The sequence below is a fragment of the Kitasatospora sp. NPDC022785 genome, assembly GCF_055561295.1.
The window spans coordinates 114,634-136,609 of record NZ_JBVHHB010000025.1 but is presented as its reverse complement, the minus strand read 5'-3'; the positions used below and the strand labels follow the sequence as shown (position 1 = coordinate 136,609).

The 21,976-nt window shown below is 74.3% G+C and carries 19 protein-coding genes; 17 read left to right on the top strand and 2 right to left on the bottom strand.

The features are described from left to right. The 4 genes from ACZ3YO_RS31220 to ACZ3YO_RS31205 all read left to right on the top strand — a co-directional run. Nucleotides 1-135 (top strand): SDR family oxidoreductase (locus ACZ3YO_RS31220; RefSeq protein ID WP_465576030.1); only part of this gene is annotated, 135 nt, incomplete at its 5' end. A gap of 25 nt (nucleotides 136-160) precedes the next feature. Beyond that, nucleotides 161-3,052 (top strand): BTAD domain-containing putative transcriptional regulator, encoded by a 2,892-nt coding sequence (locus tag ACZ3YO_RS31215; protein WP_465576010.1) that lies wholly within the window; start codon nucleotides 161-163, stop codon nucleotides 3,050-3,052. Between the two features lie 35 nt (nucleotides 3,053-3,087). Further along, nucleotides 3,088-4,314 (top strand): FAD-dependent monooxygenase, encoded by a 1,227-nt coding sequence (locus tag ACZ3YO_RS31210; RefSeq protein WP_465576008.1) that lies wholly within the window; start codon nucleotides 3,088-3,090, stop codon nucleotides 4,312-4,314. A 252-nt stretch (nucleotides 4,315-4,566) separates the two neighbouring features. Further along, a complete protein-coding gene (locus tag ACZ3YO_RS31205; protein ID WP_465576005.1) occupies nucleotides 4,567-5,871 on the top strand; it encodes an aminotransferase class I/II-fold pyridoxal phosphate-dependent enzyme in 1,305 nt (434 codons plus the stop codon). Between the two features lie 53 nt (nucleotides 5,872-5,924). Here the strand turns inward: ACZ3YO_RS31205 and ACZ3YO_RS31200 are convergent, their stop codons facing one another. After that, nucleotides 5,925-6,488, bottom strand: a complete 564-nt coding sequence (locus ACZ3YO_RS31200) for a TetR/AcrR family transcriptional regulator (RefSeq protein WP_465576003.1) — start codon at nucleotides 6,486-6,488, stop codon at nucleotides 5,925-5,927. A 130-nt stretch (nucleotides 6,489-6,618) separates the two neighbouring features. Between ACZ3YO_RS31200 and ACZ3YO_RS31195 the strand changes: the two genes are divergently transcribed. The 13 genes from ACZ3YO_RS31195 to ACZ3YO_RS31135 all read left to right on the top strand — a co-directional run bounded on the left by ACZ3YO_RS31195 (nucleotide 6,619) and on the right by ACZ3YO_RS31135 (nucleotide 20,778). Beyond that, nucleotides 6,619-7,191, top strand: a complete 573-nt coding sequence (locus ACZ3YO_RS31195) for a carboxymuconolactone decarboxylase family protein (RefSeq protein WP_465576001.1) — start codon at nucleotides 6,619-6,621, stop codon at nucleotides 7,189-7,191. Beyond that, nucleotides 7,188-7,415, top strand: a complete 228-nt coding sequence (locus ACZ3YO_RS31190) for a hypothetical protein (protein ID WP_465575999.1) — start codon at nucleotides 7,188-7,190, stop codon at nucleotides 7,413-7,415. The genes ACZ3YO_RS31195 and ACZ3YO_RS31190 overlap by 4 nt, the downstream gene beginning before the upstream one ends. Before the next feature lie 281 nt (nucleotides 7,416-7,696). Beyond that, entirely contained in the window at nucleotides 7,697-8,167 is a 471-nt protein-coding gene (locus ACZ3YO_RS31185) for a hypothetical protein (protein ID WP_465575996.1), read from the top strand. 339 nt (nucleotides 8,168-8,506) lie between these two features. After that, nucleotides 8,507-10,936 (top strand): FUSC family protein, encoded by a 2,430-nt coding sequence (locus ACZ3YO_RS31180; protein WP_465575993.1) that lies wholly within the window; start codon nucleotides 8,507-8,509, stop codon nucleotides 10,934-10,936. Nucleotides 10,937-11,218: 282 nt separating this feature from the next. Beyond that, entirely contained in the window at nucleotides 11,219-12,619 is a 1,401-nt protein-coding gene (locus tag ACZ3YO_RS31175) for a cytochrome P450 (protein WP_465575990.1), read from the top strand. Between the two features lie 191 nt (nucleotides 12,620-12,810). Beyond that, complete coding sequence (apyA, locus tag ACZ3YO_RS31170) at nucleotides 12,811-13,056, top strand: aminopyruvatide family RiPP (RefSeq protein WP_396320452.1); 246 nt, start codon at nucleotides 12,811-12,813, stop codon at nucleotides 13,054-13,056. Between the two features lie 72 nt (nucleotides 13,057-13,128). Then, nucleotides 13,129-13,980, top strand: coding sequence for a multinuclear non-heme iron-dependent oxidative enzyme ApyH (apyH, locus tag ACZ3YO_RS31165; RefSeq protein WP_465575987.1), 852 nt, complete (start codon nucleotides 13,129-13,131; stop codon nucleotides 13,978-13,980). Beyond that, a complete protein-coding gene (apyI, locus tag ACZ3YO_RS31160) occupies nucleotides 13,977-14,861 on the top strand; it encodes a RiPP maturation protein ApyI (protein ID WP_465575985.1) in 885 nt (294 codons plus the stop codon). The genes apyH and apyI overlap by 4 nt, the downstream gene beginning before the upstream one ends. Further along, nucleotides 14,852-16,822, top strand: a complete 1,971-nt coding sequence (gene apyD / locus ACZ3YO_RS31155; protein WP_465575983.1) for a RiPP biosynthesis radical SAM protein ApyD — start codon at nucleotides 14,852-14,854, stop codon at nucleotides 16,820-16,822. Before apyI ends, apyD begins: the two co-directional genes overlap by 10 nt. Beyond that, nucleotides 16,815-17,795, top strand: a complete 981-nt coding sequence (apyS, locus tag ACZ3YO_RS31150; RefSeq protein ID WP_465575981.1) for a RiPP biosynthesis methyltransferase ApyS — start codon at nucleotides 16,815-16,817, stop codon at nucleotides 17,793-17,795. The genes apyD and apyS overlap by 8 nt, the downstream gene beginning before the upstream one ends. 216 nt (nucleotides 17,796-18,011) lie before the next feature. Then, the gene (locus ACZ3YO_RS31145; RefSeq protein ID WP_465575979.1) at nucleotides 18,012-18,755 is read left to right on the top strand and encodes a hypothetical protein; all 744 of its coding nucleotides are present in this window, start codon (nucleotides 18,012-18,014) and stop codon (nucleotides 18,753-18,755) included. Beyond that, on the top strand, nucleotides 18,752-20,044 hold the full coding sequence (locus tag ACZ3YO_RS31140; RefSeq protein WP_465575976.1) for a phytanoyl-CoA dioxygenase family protein: 1,293 nt from the start codon (nucleotides 18,752-18,754) through the stop codon (nucleotides 20,042-20,044). The genes ACZ3YO_RS31145 and ACZ3YO_RS31140 overlap by 4 nt, the downstream gene beginning before the upstream one ends. Next, nucleotides 20,041-20,778, top strand: a complete 738-nt coding sequence (locus tag ACZ3YO_RS31135) for an FkbM family methyltransferase (RefSeq protein WP_465575973.1) — start codon at nucleotides 20,041-20,043, stop codon at nucleotides 20,776-20,778. The genes ACZ3YO_RS31140 and ACZ3YO_RS31135 overlap by 4 nt, the downstream gene beginning before the upstream one ends. 22 nt (nucleotides 20,779-20,800) lie before the next feature. On the opposite strand, the gene ACZ3YO_RS31130 is transcribed toward ACZ3YO_RS31135, so the two are convergent. Then, nucleotides 20,801-21,964, bottom strand: a complete 1,164-nt coding sequence (locus ACZ3YO_RS31130) for a low temperature requirement protein A (RefSeq protein ID WP_465576027.1) — start codon at nucleotides 21,962-21,964, stop codon at nucleotides 20,801-20,803. Nucleotides 21,965-21,976: the final 12 nt, after the last annotated feature.

Sequence of the window (21,976 nt, the reverse complement as noted above, 5' to 3'; positions counted from 1 at the left end):
CTGGGCCGGCTCGGTGAGCCGGAGGACGTCGCCGACGTCGTCGGGTTCCTGGCGGGCCCGCAGGGGCGTTGGGTGACCGGTCAGACGGTCGACGTCTCGGGCGGCACCTACCTCGGCCCGATCGTCCCGGCGTGATCATCTCTGGTGGATAATCACCCGCATGCGGTTCGGAATTCTCGGCGAGACCAAGGCGTGGCGCGACGACGGGGCCGAGGTCCCGCTCGGCGGGCCGGCCCGACGGGCACTGCTGGCACTGCTGTTGGTCCGCCCCGGCGAGGTGGTCTCCGCCGACCGGCTGGCCGAGGAGGTCGACCCGGCCGCCGAGTTGTCGGCGCACGCGGTGCAGTCCCAGGTGTCCCGGTTGCGGACGGCCCTGGGACAGACGGCCGCGATCGAGCGCGCAGGGGCGGGGTACCGGATCGTGGTCGAGCCGGACGCCGTGGACGCCTGCCGGTTCGAGCGGCTCGCCGGCGAGGGCCGCGCCGCTCTGCGCGACGGCGACGCCGAACAGGCCGTCGCGCTGCTGCGGGAGGCGCTCGGGCTGTGGCGAGGTCCCGCGCTGGACGAGGTCGCCGAGCGTGAGACGGCCCGGGCGGCGGCGGCACGGCTGGAGGAGCTGCGGCTCGCAGCGCTGGAGGACCGGTTCGAGGGGGAGCTCCGTCTCGGCGAGCACCGCGCGGCCGTACCGGAACTGCGCGAACTCGTCGGCCGCCACCCGCTCCGTGAGCACCTGGCGGCGCTGCTGATGCGCGCCCTGTTCGCCGAGGGCGGCCAGGCCGAGGCACTGGTGGTGTTCGAGGAGACCAGGCTCCACCTGGCCGAGGAGCTCGGCGCCGACCCCTCGGCCGAACTGGCAGCCCTCCACCGGGAGTTGCTGAGCGCCGATTGGGCGCCGGCGCCGACCGCGCCACCGGCGCAGCTCACCTCCTTCGTGGGCCGCGCCGACGAGGTGAACGAGACCGCGGAGCTGCTGCGGGTGGCCCGGCTGGTCACCCTGGTCGGCCCCGGCGGTGTGGGGAAGACCAGGCTCTCCGTCGAACTCGCCGGCGGCGTCGCCGACAAGGTGTGCTTCGTCGAGCTGGCCCCGCTGCGCGACGGCGCCGCGCTGCCGCAGCTGCTGCTGGGCGCACTCGGCCTGCGCGAGAGCGGGCTCCACCTGGACGGCGCGCGGGCCCCGGTCGACCGCCTGATCACGGCGCTGTCGGACCGGGTCCTCCTGCTCGTCCTGGACAACTGCGAGCACCTGGTCGAGGAGACCGCGACGCTGGCGGCGCGGCTGCTGGCGACCTGCCCGCGGCTGCGGGTCCTGGCCACCAGCCGTGAACCGCTCGGCATCATCGGCGAGAGCCTGCAGTACGTCGGGCCGCTCGACGAGAACGCGGCGGTACGGCTGTTCACCGACCGGGCCGCCGCCGTGCGGCGCGGCTTCGCCGCCGATCCCGCTCTCCTGCGGAGGATCTGCACGGCGTTGGACGGCCTGCCGCTGGCCATCGAACTGACCGCGGCCCGGCTGCGCACGCTGGAGGTCGCCGACCTCGCGGGACGCCTGGACGACCTGCTCGGGATCGCCGCGCGCGGCGCCCGTACGGCCGACCAGCGCCACCGGACCCTGCGCTCGGTGGTCGCCTGGGGCTGGGACCTGCTCTCCGAACCCGAGCGGCGGGCCGCCCGGCGGTTCGCGGTCTTCGCCGGCGGAGCGTCGGCCCAGACGGCGGCGCAGGTGTGCGACGCCGACGGCGAGACGCTGGAGTCGCTGGCGGACAAGTCCTTCCTGCAGGCCGGCCGCGGCCGGTACCGGATGCTGGAGACGATCCGCACCTTCGCCGCCGAACAGCTGGCGGCGGCGGGTGAGCAGGACGTGGCCGGCCGCGCCCACGCCCGGTACGTCCGGCAGCTGGTCCGGACCGCCGACCCGTACCTGCGGACGGCCGAGCAGCTGGAGTGGCTGCCGGCCGTCTCCGCCGTGCACGACGACCTCCTGGCGGCGGTGCGTTGGGCCGTCGCCGCGCAGGAGGCGGAGACGGCCCTGGACCTGCTGGCCTCGGCCTCGGCCTACCTGTGGATCCGGGGCGCCTCGACGTCGGCGGCGCCGCACGCCGCCGCGCTGCTGCAGCAGATCGGCGACCGGCCCCCGTCGGGCTGCGGTGAGGAGTACGCGGTGTGCGTGCTGCTCGCGGCGTCCGGCAGCGCCGGGCGGCCGCTCTGGCAGCGGCACCGTGCCACGGCCGAAGAGGCGCTGGCCGCGGCCTGGCCGGGTGAGCGGGCGGGCCGGTACCCGGTCGCGCTGCTGGTGTGGATGATGCGCAGCGCCGGCCAGGCCCAGGCCGAGGACCGGCAGAGCGCCTTCGAGCTGGTCTCGGCCCAGCGTGACTGCCCCGAGCCGTGGGCACGGGCGGTGGCCCGGTACGTGTCCGGATTCGGCTTCCTCGGTGCCGGCGACACCCCGGGGGCCGAGCACGCCTTCGGGCTGGCCGTCGACGAGTTCGGTGTGCTCGGCGACCGCTGGGGAGCCGCCTTGGCCCTGGACATGCTCGCCGGAGTGGCGGCGGGGCGCGGCGACCGGATGGAGGCGGTCGCGCTGACCGATCGGGCCATCGCCCTGACCGAACAGCTCGGCGCCCTGGAGGACGCCGCCGACCTGCTCGTCAACCGGGGTGACCAGTTCGCCGCCGACGACCGTCCCGCGGCCGGAGCCGACTACGCGCGCGCCGCGGAGCTGGCCGTCGGCGCCGGCAGCGCCGACGGCCTCGCGGCCGCCCTGCGGGGGCAGGCCGACCTCGCCCTGTCCGACGGTGACCTGACCGCGGCGGAACGGCTCTACTCCGAGGCGCTGGAACGGATCGACCCGCACTGGATCAAGGCCCTCGGCAACCGGGTACGCGCGCTTGCGGGGCTCGCCCGCATCGCCGAACTGCGCGGTGACCACGCCACGGCCCGGACGCGCTACCGTACGGCCGCCGAGTCCGCGGCCGAGGTGGGCCACGACGCCCCCGCGCTGCTGCGCCTGCTCGGACTTCCCGAGCCCGTCGTGGAGGCGGTGAGCCGGCGGTGAGCCCGCGGTGAGCACCCCCGGGCAGGCTCACCACCATGAAGAACCGCAACGTACTGATCTCCGGCGCCTCCGTCGCCGGCCCCGTCCTCGCCTACTGGCTCCACCGCCACGGCTTCAACCCGGTCATCGTGGAGCGAGCCCCCGCGCTGCGCGACGGCGGCTACGCCGTCGACTTCCGCGGCGAGGCGCACCTGTCGATCCTGCGCCGGATGGGCATCCTCTCCGAGCTCGAGAGCGCCCGTACCGGCACGGGCTCGATGTCCTACGTCAACAGCGCCGGAAAGCCGCAGGCCAAGCTGCCCGCCGACCTGTTCGCCGGGGATCTCGAGATCCTCCGCGGAGACCTCGCGCGCATCCTGTACGACGCCACCAAGGACCACACCGAGTACCTCTTCGGAGACTCCGTCACCTCGCTCACCGAGGACGCCGACGGTGTGACCGTCACCTTCGAGCGTGCCGCCCCCCGCAGGTTCGACCTGGTGATCGGCGCCGACGGGCTGCACTCCAACACCCGCCGCCTGGCCTTCGGCCCCGAGGAGGAGTTCGTCAGGCACCTCGGCGTCTACTGCGCGATCTTCACCACCGACAACCACCTCGGCCTCGACCACACCGGGCACGCCTACCGCACCGCCGGCAAGCTCGTCGCGATGTACAGCGCGCGCGACAACGCCGAGGCCAAGGCCGTCTTCTACTTCGGCTCGCCGCAGCTGGGGCTGGACCGCCGGGACGTGGTGCGCCAGCAGGCCGTCCTGGCCGAGCACTTCACCGGCAACGGCTGGCAGAGCGACCGGCTGCTGCACGACATGCGGTACGCGCCCGACTTCTACTTCGACTCCGTGGGGCAGGTGCACATGGACGCCTGGACGCGTGGCCGGGTCGCGCTGGTCGGCGACGCCGCCTACTGCCCCTCCTCCCTGTCGGGGATGGGCTCGGGCCTCGCCCTGGTCGGCGCGTACGTCCTCGCCGGCGAGCTGGCCGCCGCCGACGGCGACCACCGCGTCGCCTACGCCCGCTACCAGGAGCAGGTGCGCGCGTACGCGACCGGCTGCCAGAAGATGGGCGACGGCGTCGCCAAGCTCATGATCCCGGACAGCCGCCTGATGGCCTCCGTGCTCAACCGCTACTACAAGGTCATGCCCTACCTGCCGGGCAAGAACATGGCCGCCAAGATCGCCCGCAAGGCCGCCGAGAACATCACGCTCCAGGACTACCCGGTCGGGCTGCCGGGATCCCTTCCGCGGCGGGGCACGGCAGTCGGCTAGGACCTGGGGCTTGTCCGACAAGCTCCGGGGGCGGCGGGCTCGGCCGGGTCCCTTCGCGGGCTCCGGCCGCCGCCCGGCCCCCGGGGGCATGGGCGGTTGAGGGTCCGGCGGTTCCGCGCCCGAGGGCGTCCCCGCTGCCGGGGACGTGCGGGAGGGGCGCGCCGCCGGCTTTTCCCGACTCCCCGTAACTTCTGCGTGCGCGCACCGTTTATCCCATAGTCCGACCGACTTATGGGCTGAGGGGAATCCGCCGTGGCCACCGTGCCGTACCAGACGTCCGCCGACACCGCCGAGAGGCTGATCGCCGAGGCGATGAAGCAGGGCACCAGCCATCTGACGACCGGGCTGGACGCGCCACCGGGCACCCACCTGCGGATCGGGGGCAGGGATCTGGTCAACTTCGGTACCTGTGGCTACCTCTCCCTCGAACAGGACGAGCGCATCCAGCGTGGCGCCATCGACGCGATCAAGCGCTTCGGCGTCCAGTTCTCGGTCTCGCGGTCGTACGTGGCGTCCGGACTGAACCTCGAACTCGAAGAGCTGCTGCGGGAGATGTACGCCGGTCACCCCGTGCTCGTGTACTCCTCGACGTCGCTGTGCCACATCTCCGTGCTGCCGGCCCTGCTCGGGGCCGGCGACATCGCCGTGCTGGACCAGCAGGTCCACTTCAGCGTCCAGACGGCCGCCCAACTCGTGCGGCAGCAAGGCGTCGAGCTCGCGATGGTGCGGCACGGCGACCTGGGTGCGCTGGAGCGGCGGCTGCGGCGCGCGGAGGCCACCGGCGAGAGGGTCTGGTACCTGATCGACGGCGTGTACTCGATGTTCGGTGACGTCGCGCCGGTCGAGGACCTCGTCCGGTTGATGGCGGCGTACCCCTCGCTGCACCTCTACGTGGACGACGCGCACGGCATGAGCTGGTACGGGCGGCACGGCGCGGGCTACGTCTTCGAGAAGCTCGGCCGGCGCCTCGGCGAGCGCGTGGTGCTGGTCACGACGCTCGCCAAGGGGTTCGGGACCATCGGCGGCGTGGCCGTGTTCCCCACCGAGCAGGCCTTCGACAAGGTCCGGATCAACGGGGGACCGCTGATGTACTCCCACCCGTTGCCGCCCCCGATGCTCGGGGCGGCGATCGCCTCCGCGCGGATCCATCTCTCCGCCCGGATCGAGGCCGTCCAGGCGGACCTGGCGCAGCGCCGGGACTACTGCAACGAGCTGCTGGCCGCCGCCGGCCTGCCCGTCGTCTCCGATCCCCGGACGCCGATCTACTTCGTCGGCCTCGGCGAACCGGAGGTGAGTTACGCCATGGTGCGGCGGATGCTCGACGAGGGGTTCTACGTGAACCAGTCCTCCTTCCCCGTCGTCCCCCTGAAGAAGTCGGGCCTGCGCTTCACCCTCACCCGGCATGTCGGCCGTGACCACATCCGGGGGCTGGTCGAGGCCGTGGCGCACCACCTCCCGCGGGCGCTCGACGAGGCCGGCCGCACCATGGCCGACGTCCGGGCCGCGTTCGGGCCCATGCTGCCCGAGGCCGGCGCGGCCCTGGCGCGGACGGATTAGGGGCGCCCCGGCCGCGGGGTTGCGGAGCGGGCGGCCGTCGCCTCCCGGCGGCGTCAGGCCCGTTCCGCCGCCAGAAGGGCGGCGGCGATGCGGCGTGCCCGTCGCGCGGGTTCCGTGGTGCCTTCGCGCACGGAGGTGACGATGGCGCCGTCGATGAGGAGGACGAGCTCTTCGGCGAGCGTGGCGTGCTCGCCGTGCCCGGCGTCCGTCAGCAACTGGTCCAGGTAGTCGATGACGGCGGCCTTGTGGGCCGCGGCCACCCGGTGCGCGGCGCTGCTGCGGTCGGCCGCCTCGACCATGGTGTTCACGAAGGCGCAGCCGCGGAAGTCCTGGCGGGCGAAGCGTTCCGCCAGGGCGTCGAAGACGGCGAGCGGACGCTGCTCGGGTGGCAGTTCGCGGGCCTCCACGGAGTCGCGCAGCCACTGGCGCCAGCGCGTGTCGCGGCCCTGGAGCACGGCCACCACCAGGTCGTCCTTGCTCGCGAAGTGCCGGTAGAAGGAGGCCCGGCCGACTCCGGAGACGGTCAGGATGCGGTCGATGCCGACGGCGCGGACGCCTTCGGCGTAGAAGAGGTCCTCGGCGGTGCTGAGGAGCCGGGCGCGGGCTTGGGTTGCCATGGCCAGATGGTACCGATCGGTTCTGAGTCTGCGGAACTCCCTTGACGCCAAACGGAACCGATCGGTACCGTCCTGGAGATGAGAACGACCGGTACCGTTTGGCGGTGCCGGCGACACGACGGAGGACGTCATGGCGCGTTTGCCGCAACTCACCCCGGACACCGCCGACGCCGACCAGCGCGACCTGCTGGAGGCGACCCGCAGGCAGCTCGGCCGGGTGCCCAACCTCTACGCCTCGCTCGCGAACGGCCCCGCCGCCCTGCGCGGCTACCTGGCGCTGCGCGACTCGCTGGCCGGCGGCGTCCTCACCGAGCGGCTGCGCGAGCAGCTGGCCCTCCTGGTGGCCCAGGAGAACGGCTGCCGCTACTGCGTCAGCGCACACACGATGCGCGGCGGCCGGCTGCTGCGGATGACGGAGGAGGAGCTGCTGGCCACCCGCGCCGCCGAGGACGCCGACCCGCACGCCCGGGCCGTCCTGCAGATCGCGGCCGCGGTGGTGCGCACCCACGGCCGGCTGGACGGCGACGTGCTGGCCCGAGCCCGGAAGGACGGAGTCACCGACGCGGAGCTCGCCGAGATCGTGGCCCACGTCGCGCTCAACACGCTCTCCAACTACTTCAACCACCTGGCCGAACCCGAGCTGGACTTCCCCCCGGTCGCCTCGATGGACCTCGCGGCCACGGACACCGAGGAGGACCGGTGAACGCCCGGCCCAACTGGCGGGAGGACGCCGCCATCGAGCTCGTCCCCGGCTACACGCTCACCGATGCCGACGGCGTCCCGCGAGAACACCTGACGGGTGTCCGGTTCGCGATCGAGGGCGGTTTCGTCCACGTCGCCGTGCCGGGAACGGCGGACATCCAGGTCGTCTCCGCGCCGGCCGTCCGCCTGCTCGGCTACCCCGCCCCGGCACCGGGGGAGGGCTGACGAACGGGCGAGGCCCCCGGCATCCCACCCTCCCGGGGCCGTCCGTACCGGGCGCCCAGGACTCCGCCGGCCCCGGCCCTCACCCCGGCAGGGCCTGACAGAGCCCTGCCGGGGCGTCACCACGCCGGTACCCGAGACCCCGTGGCCGTGACGTCGCCGTGTGGCCCGGTTGGCGCCGGCCGGCGGGACAGGCTGCCCGCCGGGCGGTGCAATGGCAGACGAGGGTGGTCAGGGCCACGCCGAGATCCGGCTGCCGGAACCGCCCCGGAATGGACGGCGAAGTGTCCACGAGCAGTTCTGAGGACGTTGCCCGCGAGGCAGGCCCGCTGGTCCGCCTCGGGAGGCAACTCGCCGTGGAGGACGCGATGCAGCGGCGGCTTCACTACCACCTTCTGCGGCTGACGGTTGTCGGCCTCACGCAGGAGGACATGACGGAGCTGAGCGAGCTCGGCCGCCTCGCGCTCTCGAACGCCGACACCTCCGAGCAGTCGGCAGGGATCAGGCAGCGGGCCGGTGCGAGCGCTCTCGCCGTGGCGATCGCCGGCATCGTCGAGGAGACCGGGAGCGGGCAGGCCATGCTCGGCGCGGTCCTCGGCGCCTATGCGGCGATCGGCGCGAACTCCGGGGACCACCGTGAGGAGGCGGCGGTGATGGGGGCGGTCGGCGGTGCGACGGCCGCGTCGGCCGGCCCCTTCGTCCTCGAGCGGATCGGCGAAGTGGGCCTGCCCCAGTACCTCAGCACGCCGGAGTGAAATCACCCCTGGGGGCCGGTCCCGATCCGAGGGCGCCCCACTCCGCCGGACGCCCGGCGAGTGCCGCGGTGATCCACCGGCCGGCCGTCCTCGGCGATCACGCCGACGGGCCTGCGCCCGGCGTCGAGTCCCCCTAGGGTGGAGATGTGTGGCGCCCAGGGCGGCCGGTGTGCCGGCGGGTGCCCGGACCAGGCCACGGCCGGACGTCGACGGCACCGTCATCGACGACATCGTCCTCGGCTGCACCGTCCTCGGCTGTACCGCGCCACCGCGTCGGCCGCGCCGCCCCCGGGCGGGTACGGCCGCCGGGGTCCTGACGCCCCACGGGAGCGAGGTGCGATGCGCCGCTTGCCCGGCCGGCCGGAGCACCCGCGCCGAGCCCGCCCCGATCCGGCGGTGCTACACCGCGCGGTCCGGGTCACCGCGGCCGCGTGCGCCGGCTTCTACGCCTTCCGCTACGGCCTCCACCAGCCGGTGACGGCCACGTACGCGCTGTTCGGGGCGGTGGCGGTCGGTGTCCTGGCCCGGGTGGAGGGCGACGCGCGAAGCCGGGCGCGCACGCTGCTGCTGGCACTGCCGTTCGCCTGTGTGCTGGTGTGCCTGGGCACCGTCCTGGCCGTGCACACCGGGGCGGCCGCGCTGGGGATGGCGGGCGTGGGCTTCGCGGTGGCCTTCGGCTCGGTGGGCGGGCCGCGCCTGGTCGGGCTGGCGAACGGACTCCAGCTGTTCTACATCCTCCCGTGCTTCCCTCCCTACGCCCCGGACACCCTGCCGCAGCGGCTGACCGGCGTGGCGGCGGGTCTGCTGCTGCTCGCCGCGGCGGAGCGGCTGCTGTGGCCGGAGCCGCCGCCGCCGGACTACCGCGGCCATCTGGCCCGCGCCGCCGAGGCGCTGGCGCGGCTGGCGGACCTGGCCGCCGCCGACTGCGCCGGCCGCCCGCCCGCAGCGGCCCTGCGCACGGCGGCCCCGCGCACGGCGCCGTCCGACGGCCGCGCACCGCCGGGCCGGGCCGGCGCGCCCCGGACGGCGCCCGGCAACCCGGCCGAGGCGCCGGACGACGCTGCGAACGGCGCGGCGGACGTGCCGGAGCAGGCTCTTGCCCTCCTCGACCAGCTGCGGTTCTCCCGGATCCCGACGATGGAGCGGCCCGCCGGTCCGGGCGCCGTCGATCGCGCCCTCACCCACTGCGCCACCACCCTGCACTACATCGGAGCCGAGTTGCTGCGGGTCCGCCGGCTCGGGCCCGTCGGCGGGCCCTACCCGCAGGCGGCCGTTCTGGTGACGGCCACCGCTGACGCCCTGCGCGCGGCGGCGGCCGGGGTGCGGGCGGGCGGGCCGGTCCCCTCCACCGCGCCGATCGAGGTGCGGATCGCCGCGTTCGAGGCCGCCCGCACCTCACCCGGGCCCGCCCCCGGCTCGGCCCTCGGCTCAGGCACCGACCCCGGCCCCGCCCTCGGCCCCGACTCAGGCCGCGACTCAGGCCGCGACGCGGTGGCAGGCCACGCGCGGACGGCGGCGGCCCGGCTGGGGCTCGGCACGGTCGCCCTGAACGCCGCCGAGGGAGCCCGCTTCCTCACCCTCGCCACCCGCACCGCCCGCCACGCGCCGCCACCCGCCGACGACACGCCTCCCGACCAGCGGCCCGGCCCGTTCTGGTACGCCCACGAGCCGGTCGCGATGCTCTGGTGGCGCCGCATCCGCGGCAACCTGACGACCCGCTCGGTGTACTTCCGCAACGCCCTGCGCACGGCCGGAGCCCTGAGCGCCGCCCGCCTGGTGGTCGGCGCCCTCGACCTCACCCACGGCTTCTGGGTGCTGCTGGCGACCCTCACCCTGATGCGCACCAGTGCCGCCGACACCCGGATGACACTGCGTCCGGCCCTGGTCGGCACGGCCTGCGGCGCCGCCGTGACCGCCGCGTTGCTGCTGGCGGTCGGTGAACACCCGGCCTTCTACGCCGCGGCGCTGCCGCCGGTGATGCTGTTCGCGTTCGCCGTCGGCCCGGTGCTCGGGCTGGCCTGGGCGCAGGGGCTGTTCACCGTCGTGGTGGCCATGGTCTTCACCCAGCTGGCCCCGGCCAGCTGGCGGCTGGCCGAGGCCCGGCTTCTCAACGTGGCCACGGGCGCGGCGATCGGCATCCTCGCCGGGCTCTGCGCCTGGCCCCGCGGCGGTGGCCAGGACCTTCGGCGGCGCACCGCCGAACTGCTCGACCAGAGCGCCGCGGCCCTGTGCGAGACGGTCGCCGTGGTCACCGGGACGGGCCCGGCGCAGGGAGCCCTGGGCCGGGCCCGGCACTCCGCGCTGCTCACCGAGGCGCTGTACGCCCAGTACCGCAGCGAGCGGCACGATCCGGCCGAGGACGGGCCGAACTGGCAGGCCGCCGTGCTCACCGGGCAGCACACCGTTCGGGGCGCCGAGCCGTTGCTGGCCCGAATCCCGCCCGGCACCGCGGCCACCGGCCCGGACGGGGCGGCGAGGCTGGTGGGCCGTGCGGAGCAGGTCGCCGCGGCGTTCCGCCGCCAGGGCACGGCGCTGCTGGAGCGCGGCCCCGCCGGCACCGCCGACCGGGCGCTGGCCGACGCCCGTGCCGCGCTGCGCGACGAGCGCGCGACGGCCACCCGGATGCCCGCCGACCCGGCGTCGCTGCACACCGTCGATGTGACCCTCTGGCTCACCGGGCTGCTCGACGACCTGACCCGGGTGCAGGGCGGCGCCCGCTCGGCCCTCGGTGACACGGACGGACACCGCCCGCAGACCCGGGGACCATGACGGGTCCTTGACGGATCGTCGGATGGACGTCCCGAGGCGGGGGCGCCGTCGGTCCGTCTCGCCCGGCAGGCCGCAGGACCTTCGCGCACGAGGTCGCCGCCGTCCGTACGCGGTTGCCCGTCGCCCGGTCGAGGCCGACGAGCTGGACGGAAGAGCAGCGGCGACGCCGCCGTCGGCGGTGAGCGCCCGCAGGAGGCGGGTGGCGAGCGGTTGCGGGACTCCGGGAGAGGGTCGTCGGCGCGTTGGTCCGGTGTGGCCTGCCGGGGGTGTGAAGCTGGGCCCATGCTCGCTCACCACACCGGTCGGCCCGGCGGGGCGGACTGGCACGCGCTGCTGCTCGCCGATCCGCTGGCGACGCTGATGGCTGCCCGGCGGCGGCACGGCGACCTTGCGGTGCTGACGGACCGGGTGCCGGTGCTCTCCCGGGGGCTGGGTACGGCGGGGTGCGTCGCGGCCTTCGGCGCCGCCAACGTACGCGAAGTCCTGGTGGACGCCGAGACCTTCGGCCGGCCGGCCACCATGGCCGAGCGCGACGGCCTGCCGTCGGTGGTCGGTGCGCTGAGCTCGGGGCTGTTCAGCATGGGCGGCGCCGTCCACCGAGAGCGCCGGCGGGCGTTCGGGCCGGTGTTCACCCGGCGGCCCGCCGACCGGTCTGCCGACCTGGTGGCGGCGGAAACGGCCGCCCTGACCGGGAGTTGGCGGCCGGGCGTCGTCGTGGGGCTCTGTGAGCAGATGAACCGGCTCGCGCGGGCGTTGCTGGGCGGACTGCTGTTCGGCACCACCGCCGAGGTCCGCGGCCTCGGCGACGGCTGTCACCGCTTGCTGGCCCTGCGCCGCCGGTACGCCGCAACCGGACCGCCGGACGGCCGACTTCGGTCCGGGCTGCACGCCGAGATCGCCGCCGTGGGCGGCGGCCTCCACACCGCCCTGCGGGCCCGGATCGGCCACCACCGGGCGCCGGGCCGCCCGCCCGGTGAGGCCGGCTGCCTGCTGGCGCGGCTGAGTCTGGTCCGTGACGAGGCCGGACGGCTGCTGCCGGAGGGAGAACTCGCCGCGCACGCCAACGCGTTCTTCCTGGCCGGCAGTGAACCGCTGGCCGCCGCGCTCGTCTGGACGATTCTCCTGCTTACCCAACTCGACGACCTGCGCAACGAGTTGTGTGAGCGGCTGCGGTCGGGGGAGGGGGTCGACGCCCGGGGGCCGGAGCTGCTCGAAGCCGTGGCCCGGGAGAGCCTTCGTGTTCTGCCGTCGAATGCCGTGATGGTGCGCGTGACCACGCGGGAGGCCCTTCTCGGCGGCCATCGACTCCCACCCCGGTGCGAGGTGCTGGTCTCCCCGTTCGTGGCCCACCGGGCGTTCGCCGGCGACGCGCAGGCGGCCACCTTCGATCCGGGCCGGTGGTGTTCGGTACGCCCCCCGGCCTTCGACTACCTGCCGTTCGGGGCCGGGGGCCGCTACTGCCTCGGCCGTCATCTGGCCATGACGGCACTGACGGGCGCCCTGGCCACGATCCTCCGCCGGTGGGACGTGACCCTGGCCGGGGACCAGGAGATCGACTGGCGGCTGCGCGCCACCCTGGTGCCGGCCGATGAGGTGCGACTGCTGGTCCACGAGCCCGGCCGAGGCCCGGCCGGGGGAGGGCGGGCCGGCGGGCCCCTGCGCAAGCTGGTCCGGCTGCCCTGACCCCGCTGCCTTGACGCGCTGCCCTGACCCGCCGTCCGCGCCGTCCCGCTGTCGTGACCTGTACGGCCGGTGCGTTGACCCGTTCGGCCGACCTCGACTTGACGGCTCGTCACTTGTTCTTGACGATGCGTCACTGTTGGTGCACATATGGACAACTCCAGCATTGTTTCTACCTGATTGGGGTGATCTGTATGGCCAATCCGTCGAACGGCGGCAAGTCCTCGGCGCGAGGCCCGACGGTGAACGGACGGGCGGCGGAGCACAGCATCCAGCTGCGGTCCCCGAAGATCGAGCTCGGCTTCGAGCTCACGGAGGAGCGGAAGCAGGCCATCACCACCTGCTTGCGCAACGGCAACCTCCGGATGACCGCCCACAACGCCAGCATCGACATCCTCGACGGCGACATCCGCGCCGAGGACGGCTACATCTGGGACTGACCGTCTCGCCGGTGGCCTCCCCCCCGCGGAGCGGGGGGAGGCCACCGGCCACACCGGGAGAGCAGGACACGCGTGGAGTACTTCGACCCGGACCGCGCCGGCACCGCCGTCGGGCTGGCCCACAGCCCGTACGTCGCGGAGCTCGTCGAGCGGCTGCCCGGCGCCCTCGACTATGTGGAGATCCCGTTCGAGCAGTTGCGGCACGCCCCCGCCACCGCGGACATCCAGCGGCAGATCCCGCTCGTCCTGCACTGCGCGAGCATGTCGGTAGGCGGCTTCGTCCCGCCGGAGGAGAGCACGCTGGAGGCCATCGAGCGGTGGCGGCAGCGCACGCGCACCCCCTGGATCGGCGAGCACCTCGCCTACATCCGGGCCGAGGCCGCCGGGCCGGGCGCCGAGGGAGCCGACCCCACCTCGCTCAGCTACACGGTCTGCCCGCAGCTGAGCGAACAGACCCTCGAGCAGGTCCTCGACAACCTCAAGCCCCTCCAGGACCGCTATCCCGTGCCGATCATCCTGGAGAACCCGCCCCAGTACTTCCAGGTGCCGGGCAGCACCATGTCGCTGGTCGACTTCACCAGTCGCCTGTGCGAGCGCAACGACCGGCTGGACCTGCTGCTGGACCTCACGCACTTCCTGATCTCCGCCACCAACATGGGCTTCGACGCCGCTCGCGAGCTGGAACGGCTCCCGCTGGAGCGGGTGGTGGAGTTCCACCTCTCCGGGCTGAAGAAGCAGTCCGGGATCGCCTGGGACGACCACGCGCAGCCGGCCCCCGAGCCGGTCTTCGCACTGCTGGCCCGGGCCGTGCGACGGGCGCGGCCCCGCGCGGTCACCTTCGAGTACAACTGGGCACCGGAACCACCCGAACTCTCCCTGCTCCAGCAGCAGTTCCGGCGCGTGCGCGACCTGGTGGAGGCGTGAGCGGGGAGAGTGGCGCGGCGGCGGAGCGCGACCACCTGCTCGCGGCGCCCCGCGTCCACGCGTACATCGCCGCGGGGCTCGCGGACCCCGGGATCATCGGCACCTGGCCGGCGGCCGGGGGAGCGGGGCAGGACGACCACGCGGCGATCACCCGCTCCCTCGACCTGGACGGCCTGCGCAGGTTCGCCGGCTTCGTCACGATGGTGCGCCAGAACCCACTGCGCCCCGTCCTGCCGCTCACCTTCGACGCCCTCGCCCGGGCCGACCTGGAGATCGAGGTGTTCGCCGACTACGCGCCCCACTTCACGCTCCTGGCCCGGCGCGGCGGGCTGGACCTGCGCCGGCGGCTGACCGCCTTCGCCGGGTTCCTGGAGAGCCGGCTCGCCGCCGACGACCCGGCGCACGCCGTGGTGCTGGACGCCCTGGGGCACGAGCTCACCGTCGAGCGGCTGCGCCATGCCGTCGGCGGGCCCTTCGCCGCTCCCGGGGCGCCACGACCGGACTCCGTACCCCGCGTGACCGGCGCGCTCACGGTCCGGGAGGCGCGCCACCACCCGCGTACGCTCGCCCGGTTGATCGAATCCGGCGCCGTCGAGTCTGCCGTCCGCCGCGGCGAGGACGGCCCCACCCTGCTCTACTGGCGCGACGAGCACACCCACCGGGTGCAGGTCACCGAGATCACGCCGCTCGCCGGCTACCTGCTCGGCCTGGTCGACGGCCACGCCACCGTCGGGGAACTCGCCGACCGGCTGGGCGCGGCCACCGGCGAGCGCTGTGATCCGGCCGGTCTGCTCGCCGTCCTCCAGGGTTTCACCGACCTGCGCCTGCTGACCTTCGCCGGCGCGGCCCCACCCCCGATCGGAGAGAGCCCGTGCGCCTGATCCTCGTCGACAACATGGTCCTGCCCGGCCACCACGACCTGGGCGCACTCGACGTCCACCCCCACCTCGGGCTGGTCTCGCTCGCCGCCGTCGCCCGCCGGGCCGGTCACCACGTCACCGTGTACGACCCGAAGCGCCTGGTCCGGTCCGGGCAACTCGACTACGACGCCTCCCTGTACCGGCGGGCGGCCGACGCACTGCTCGCCGGCCGGCCGGACGCCATCGGCTTCACCACGCTCGGCTGCAGCTTCATCTTCGCGCTGCGGGTCGCCGAACACCTCAAGCGCACCGCGCCCGACCTGCCCGTCCTGCTCGGCGGCCCGCACGCGACCATGCTGCACCGGGAGATCCTGGACCGCTTCGCCTGCTTCGACGTCGTCGTGCGCCACGAGGCCGAGGAGACCCTCCCGCTCGTCCTGGAGGCCCTGGAGCACCGCCGGTTCTCCCACATCCCCGGAGTCTCGTGGCGGCCGGCGCCGTTCGGTGCCGAGGTGCGGGCCACCGAGGGGCGTCCGCTCGTCACCGACCTGGACACCCTCCCACAGCCGGCCTACGACCTGTACCCGGTCGACGAACTCCCGCTGGACTACCTGCGGGTGGAGGCCGGCCGGGGCTGCCCGTTCAGCTGCACCTTCTGCTCGACCGCGACCTTCTTCCAGCGCTCGTACCGGCTGAAGTCCCCGGCCCGACTGGTCGGGGACCTCGACCGGCTCCACCACCGGTACGGCGCACGGGACTTCAAGCTCGAACACGACCTCTTCACGGTCAACCGCCGCAAGGTGCTGGACTTCTGCGACGCCGTCCGCGACCGCGGCTACACCTGGCGGGTCTCCGCCCGGGTCGACTGCGTGGACGCCGAGCTGCTGGACCGGATGGCCGAGGCCGGATGCGTCGCCCTCTACCTGGGCATCGAGACCGGGTCGCCGCGCCTGCAGCAGGTCATCAAGAAGCGACTGGACCTCGGCCTCCTCGAAGAGGTCCTCGACCACACCGAACGCCTCGGCATCGCCGCCACGGTCTCCTTCATCACCGGCCACCCCGAGGAGGAACCCGCCGACCAGGACGCCACTCTCGACCTCCTCGGCGACTGCCTGCGCCGGCCGCGGAAGGCCTGCACCACCCAGCTGCACGTCCTGCTGCCCGAACCCGGCACCGCGCAGCACGCCGCGCTCGGCGACCGGGTGCGATACGACGGCTACCGCACCGAGTTCAACGGCTGGCTCCTCGACGAGGCCGACGAGACCTGCGTCCGCGAACACCCGGACCTCTTCCCCACGTACCACTACTACCCGGGCGCGATGCCGCGTGAGCACCACGTCTTCGCCGTTGACCTGCACCGCGCCGTCACGGAACTCGGGCACACCGTCGCCGCCTACCTCCTGCGCCACTTCGACGGCCGGCTGAGCACGTTCACCCGCCGGGCCCGCCAGTGGCACGAACGCACCGGATGGGCAGACCCGGTGGACACCGCGTTCGTCCGGGCCTTCGTCGCCGACGCGCTCGGCGCGGGGCACCACACGCACTCGCTCGTCCGGTACGTCCGGGACCTCCGCGCGGCCGGCCGGCCACCCCGGCCCGCCGCCCCCGAGGACGACGGACTGCGGTACTCGCTGGCGCCCCGCGCCGTCCTGTTCGACGGGATCCACGACTGCGCCGCACTGCTCGGGCGCATCGCCGCCCTGCCGGCCGGCGGCCCGCCGCTCGGCGAGCGCGAGGCGGGTGGAGTCGGTTGCCGCGTGGTGCTCGCCGCGGACGCGGACTGCCGCGACTACGCGATCGACCCGGCGACCCACGCCGTCCTGAGCCTGTTCCGCGAGCCCCGGACGATGGACGAGGTCCGCACCGCGCTCGGCGAGCTCACCGGCGGCTGGGAGCCCGGGGCGGAGCACCTGCGGCAGCTGGCCGACACCGGGGTCATCGTCCCCTCCGGCCGGCGGGCGGAGGCGGGCGTCCATGGCTGAGCGCCGGACCGCCCTCGATCTGGTCGAGGGGTTCCACCTGGCGCACGCGGTGGCCGCCCTCCACGAGGAGGGCATCCTCGCGGCGCTGGAGCGCCCCGGCCCCGCCGAGCCACTGGCCGAGCGGAGAGGACTCGACGCCGCCTGGCTGCGCACCCTGCTCGACTACACGGCGGCCAACACCGAACTGCTGGAACGCACCCCCGACGGCTACCGGGCCACACCGCAGTACGACGCGCAGGCCCGCGGCCTGCTCGACCAGTACATCGGTGCCTACGGGCCGAACGCACGGCAGCTGCGCGCCCTGCTGCGCGAGCCCCTGCACGCCGCCGCCACCGTGGACCGTGCCCGGCACGCGGCCGCCTTCGCCGGGCTCGACCGCTCCCCGGCGCTCGGGCTGATGGCCGAGGTCATCGTCCAACTCGGTCTCGGCCGCCTGCTCGACCTCGGCTGCGGGGCGGGCACGCTGCTCCGGGACCTGGCCGGGCGTGACCCGGACCTCACCGGCTGGGGCGTCGATGCCAACGCCGCCATGTGCGAGGAGGCCCGCCGCCGGCTCGCCGGAGCGGGCCTGGCCGGCCGGGTGACGGTCGTCCACGGCGACTGCTCCCGCCTGGAACAGGTCCTGACGGCCGAGGTCAGGGACCAGGTCGAGACGCTCTCCGCCACCAGCCTGCTCAACGAGTTCTTCGCGGACGGCCCGTCCGCGGCCGTCGCCTGGCTCCGGCGGCTGCGCGAGCTTTTCCCGGGCCGCGCGCTGATCGTGGCGGACTACTACGGCCAGGTCGGCCGCCGGGAGCCGCCGTGGCCGCGCATGCACGCCCTGCACGACGTCGTCCAGGTCATCTCCGGCCAGGGCGTGCCCCCGGGCGACCGCGCCGGCTGGGTGGAGGTCTACGAAGAGGCGGGGTGCGTGCCCGTTCACCTGATCGAGGACGGGCGGGGCACCTTCTTCGTGCACATCCTGCGGTTGTGACACCGGCCGCCCGGAGCCGGTCGTCCAGGACCTCCCGCTCGCCACCGGCGCCCGGCCGTGGGCCCGACCGGGCCCGTTCGCCGGAACCTCCGGGGAGTCGCGCGCCGGATCCGCCGAGGGGAAGGGCCCTCCGAGTACGTTCACCCGCGCACCGGCCGGTGCCCCCGTGGCATCCGGCCGGCACCGGCAACCGACCACCAGACAGGCAGGGACACGATGGGGAACACCGAGAACGGGACGCCGACGCTGCGCGAGGCCGCGGTGGCCCGGCGCCTGGACGCGCTCTTCAAGGCGATGTCGACGGACTTCCTGCTGCGCGAGCAGTTCGTCACCGACCCCGCGCAGATCCTCGCGGAGTACGTGCGCGGCTCCAGGCTGACACCGCAGCAGGCGGACACCGCCAACCACTTCATCTACGCGGTCATGTCCAACCCCGACCTCGTCCGCTGGCTCCGCGAACAGATCCTGACGCACCGCCGCGAGGGCCGCCGGCCGGACGGGCTGCTGGTGGACTTCGGCCGTGCGGTGGTCGAACACCGCGCGGAGCACGTCGTCGGGGCGCTGCTGCGCAGCTCCGCCGACCAGGAGCCGATCGTCGGCCTCGACACCTTCGTGCCGTCGGTCCTGGTCGGCAGCCAGGTCTTCCGCGAGCTCGCCACGACCGAGATGTCCACGGGCGCCGACCCGCTGACCGAGCAGAACGGCACCCACGTGTCGGCCGCCGCCGAGGCCGCCGACCCGCTCACCGAGCAGAGCGGTACCCACATCTCGACGGGCGGCGGGGGGACAGAGCCCCTCACCGAACAGAGCGGCACCCACGTCTCGATGCTGGAGGACCTCGGTGACCTGAGGGAGCTCCTCGGGGCCGGGCAGCACTCCGTGGCCCTGGCGGAGCTGATGCGGTTCGCGACCCGGCTCCGTGACCGGGGCCTGCTCGGCCCGGCCGGGGTCAACCGGTGAACGCTGGACCGACCCCTGCCGCGCAGGCCCGCGACCTGACGACCGGGCTCGCCCGCAGCGGCCGGATCGACCAGTGTCTCGACCTGTGGGACCGGCCCGACGTCGCCACCCCCGGCAACCTCGCCTGGCTGGACCGGGCGGCCTGGCGCGCACTGGACGCCGGGGACCTCGCCCTCGGCGGCGACTACGGCCGCCTCTTCGCCCACGCCCGCTGGCGTAGCGGCCTCGACCCGCAGGGCCGCCCGACCGCGGCAGGGGAGGGCGCCCTGCCCCCGGTGCCCGTTCCCTACCTGTCCGTCCCCAAGCTGCACCACGACATCGAGCAGTTCCGCCACCTGCGGGAGCGCGGCCTGCTCGGCAGCGGCTTCGACGCCGTCATCGACCGCTACCGACGGATCGCCGACCGGCTCACCGAGCAGGGGGTGTCCGGCCAGGTGCCGCTGACCGGCGCGGACGAGGAGGCGATCGGGCAGGTCTACAACAGGCTCGTGCACGTGGGCACCGCGCCCCGGCTGGAGCGGGCGCTCTCGGACGGCTGGGACCCCGCCGAGGTGGAGGGCCGCTACCTGGGCGACCAGGCCGGCGTGGTGGTCATCGACGACCTCCTCACCCCGCAGGCCCTGGAGAGCCTGCGGTCCTTCTGTCTGGAGTCGACCGTCTGGTCGGCCAACCGCTACGCGCACGGCCGGCTCGGCGCGTTCTTCCGGGACGGCTTCAACAGTCCGCTGCTGCTCCAGATCGCCCAGGAACTCCGTCACGCGCTGCCGCGCGTCATCGGCGCGCGGTACCCGCTGCGCCAGCTCTGGGCGTTCAAGAACGGTCACGTCCTCCCCCCGGGCGGGAACACCCACGCCGACTTCGCGGCCGTCAACGTCAACTTCTGGATCACCCCGACCGAGGCCAACCTCGACCCCGGCAGCGGCGGGCTCCTGGTGCACCGCGCGGACGCCCCGCCCGACTGGGACTTCGACACCTACAACGGCAGCCCGGACGTCATCTGGTCCTACCTGCGCAGCCGGCACGTCCGCTCGGTCGAGATCCCCTACCGGGCCAACCGGGCCATCGTCTTCAACTCCGACCTCTTCCACGGCACCGCCGGCGTCCGCTTCAAACCCGGTTACGAGAACCGGCGGATCAACATCACCATGCTCTACGGCGAACGCGCCGACGACGTCCACCACCGCAACCCGCAGGCGGACCCGGACATCGGCGCCCGCACGGCTGCGGCGGCCGCCACCGGAGCCTGGCGCTCGGCGGCGTTCGCCCGCGCCCGCGGCGCCCGCAGGTGACCTCGCAGTACGGGCAGGACCGCTTCGTCCTCCGGGCGTTGAACGGCCTGCGCGGCGGCTTCTTCCTCGACTCCGGGGCGTCCGACGGCGTCGTGGTCAGCAACACCCGCGTGCTGGAGCGTGCGTTCGGCTGGACGGGCATCTGCGTCGAGCCGAACGCCGCCCTGTACGCCGAGCTCGTCGCCAACCGGTCCTGCCACTGCGTCAACTGCTGCCTCTACGAGCGGGACGACGACGTCGAGTTCGTCGAGGCCGGGACCATCGGCGGCATCCTCGACGAGTACCACCCCGCCCTGCTCGACCGGGCCCGCGGCCTCCTCGGCGCCGCGCCCGGCGGGCCGCCGCCGACCGTCCGCAAGCCCGCCCGCACCGTCCGCTCGGTGCTGCGCGAGTACGGCGCGCCGCCGGTCATCGACTACTGGAGCCTCGACACCGAGGGCTCGGAGCTCACGATCCTGCGCAGCTTCCCCTTCGACGAGTACACCGTGCGGGTCCTGACCGTCGAGCACAACTGGTCGCCCTCCCGCGCGGTCCTGCGGCGGTTCCTCGAAGCCCGGGGCTTCCGCTGGGCCGCGGCGCTCGGCTGCGACGACTGCTACGTGAGCGGCGCGGTGGCCGGCGCCGGCCCGGGCTACGGCCCCGGGGCGGACGGGCCGGACAGGGCGGACGGCGGTCTCTTCGGCGAGCGGGCCGTCGGCCATGCCTGGCGCAGCTCGGTCTGGCGCCGCGGCTGACGCTCCGGAGCAAGGGGGCCGCCTACGAGGCGGCCCCTCCGGCGGCTCCTCGCCGGGCGGCGCTGCGGTGCTTGGCGAGTTTGGCCAGCGCGAACACCACGACGGCGGCGCAGCCCACGGCGGCCCACGCCGGCAGGAAAACCGACGCGGGAACCAGGCCTGCCGAGGTGAGCAGCAGGCACGGCAGGTACCAGCCGAGAACGGTACGCAGGGCATCCCCGTACCGCAGCGAGATGGCGGCGTTGGCGGAGTAGAAGGCGAGGATGCCGCCGCACAGCGCCCACCGGGAGCCGGGCGGCAGCGGATGGTCGGGCTCGGCCACCGCGGTGCCGAGGGCGGCGGCGATCACGGTGATACCGGAGACCAGAACGAACGGCAGGTACATCACGGTGTCGCGGATGGCGCGGTCCGACCCGCCGGCCTGCGCCCGCAGGAGTCCGCGGGCGGCCTCCGTGGTGCCCCAGACGAAGAAGATCATCGCGAGCTCGGCCACCACCACGAAAGCGAGCAGCGCCGCGGCGCCGGACGGGCCGGTGAAATGGTCCGCGAGGGTGACGACGACGGTGAAGACGCTCTCCCCGAGCACGATGACGACGAACAGGCCGATCCGCTCGACCAGGTGCTCGGTGGACAGCCGGGCGTAGAACTCCGTGGTGATGCCGGCGCGGATCACCAACAGCGTCACCTCCAGCACGACCGCCGCGATCCAGAGCACGAACCTCCCCGGGCTCGGCACCGCGGCCGAGACCGCCCAGAGCACGGCCGGCGTCAGGCAGTAGAGTACCGGCCGCCAGAGCGGCAGCGGACTGCCGGGCTGCCGCGCCCGGCCGAACCAGATGCCGAAGAACGCGAGCCGCACCCACGCCGCCCCCAGTGCGTACGCCCACGCCCGGTCACCCAGCCCGTCCGGCGCCGCGGCTGCCATCAGCCCGAGGGCGGGCATCGCGGCCAGCAGGAGTGCCTGGCTGCCGGGACGGTCGGAGCCGAACACGTTGATCGTGACCGTCAGGTTGGCCCAGGCCCACCAGGCCGGGAAGAACAGCACCAGAAAGGTGCCGAACTGCTTCGCTCCGGGATCGCCGTGCAGGTCGTGTGCCAGCACGCTCACGGTGACGACGAACACCAGGTCGAAGAAGAGCTCGAACCAGCCCGCCCGCTGCTCCTCCGGCACCGCCTCTTGTGCCATCACCCCACCACT

Bases quoted from the DNA above. Each gene is read 5' to 3' on its own strand.
- ACZ3YO_RS31215 (WP_465576010.1), top strand. From the start codon at position 161: ATGCGGTTCGGAATTCTCGGCGAGACCAAGGCGTGGCGCGACGACGGG.
- ACZ3YO_RS31210 (WP_465576008.1), top strand. From the start codon at position 3,088: ATGAAGAACCGCAACGTACTGATCTCCGGCGCCTCCGTCGCCGGCCCC.
- ACZ3YO_RS31200 (WP_465576003.1), bottom strand. From the start codon at position 6,488: ATGGCAACCCAAGCCCGCGCCCGGCTCCTCAGCACCGCCGAGGACCTC.
- ACZ3YO_RS31195 (WP_465576001.1), top strand. From the start codon at position 6,619: ATGGCGCGTTTGCCGCAACTCACCCCGGACACCGCCGACGCCGACCAG.
- ACZ3YO_RS31180 (WP_465575993.1), top strand. From the start codon at position 8,507: ATGCGCCGCTTGCCCGGCCGGCCGGAGCACCCGCGCCGAGCCCGCCCC.
- ACZ3YO_RS31175 (WP_465575990.1), top strand. From the start codon at position 11,219: ATGCTCGCTCACCACACCGGTCGGCCCGGCGGGGCGGACTGGCACGCG.
- apyA (WP_396320452.1), top strand. From the start codon at position 12,811: ATGGCCAATCCGTCGAACGGCGGCAAGTCCTCGGCGCGAGGCCCGACG.
- apyS (WP_465575981.1), top strand. From the start codon at position 16,815: ATGGCTGAGCGCCGGACCGCCCTCGATCTGGTCGAGGGGTTCCACCTG.
- ACZ3YO_RS31145 (WP_465575979.1), top strand. From the start codon at position 18,012: ATGGGGAACACCGAGAACGGGACGCCGACGCTGCGCGAGGCCGCGGTG.
- ACZ3YO_RS31130 (WP_465576027.1), bottom strand. From the start codon at position 21,964: ATGGCACAAGAGGCGGTGCCGGAGGAGCAGCGGGCGGGCTGGTTCGAG.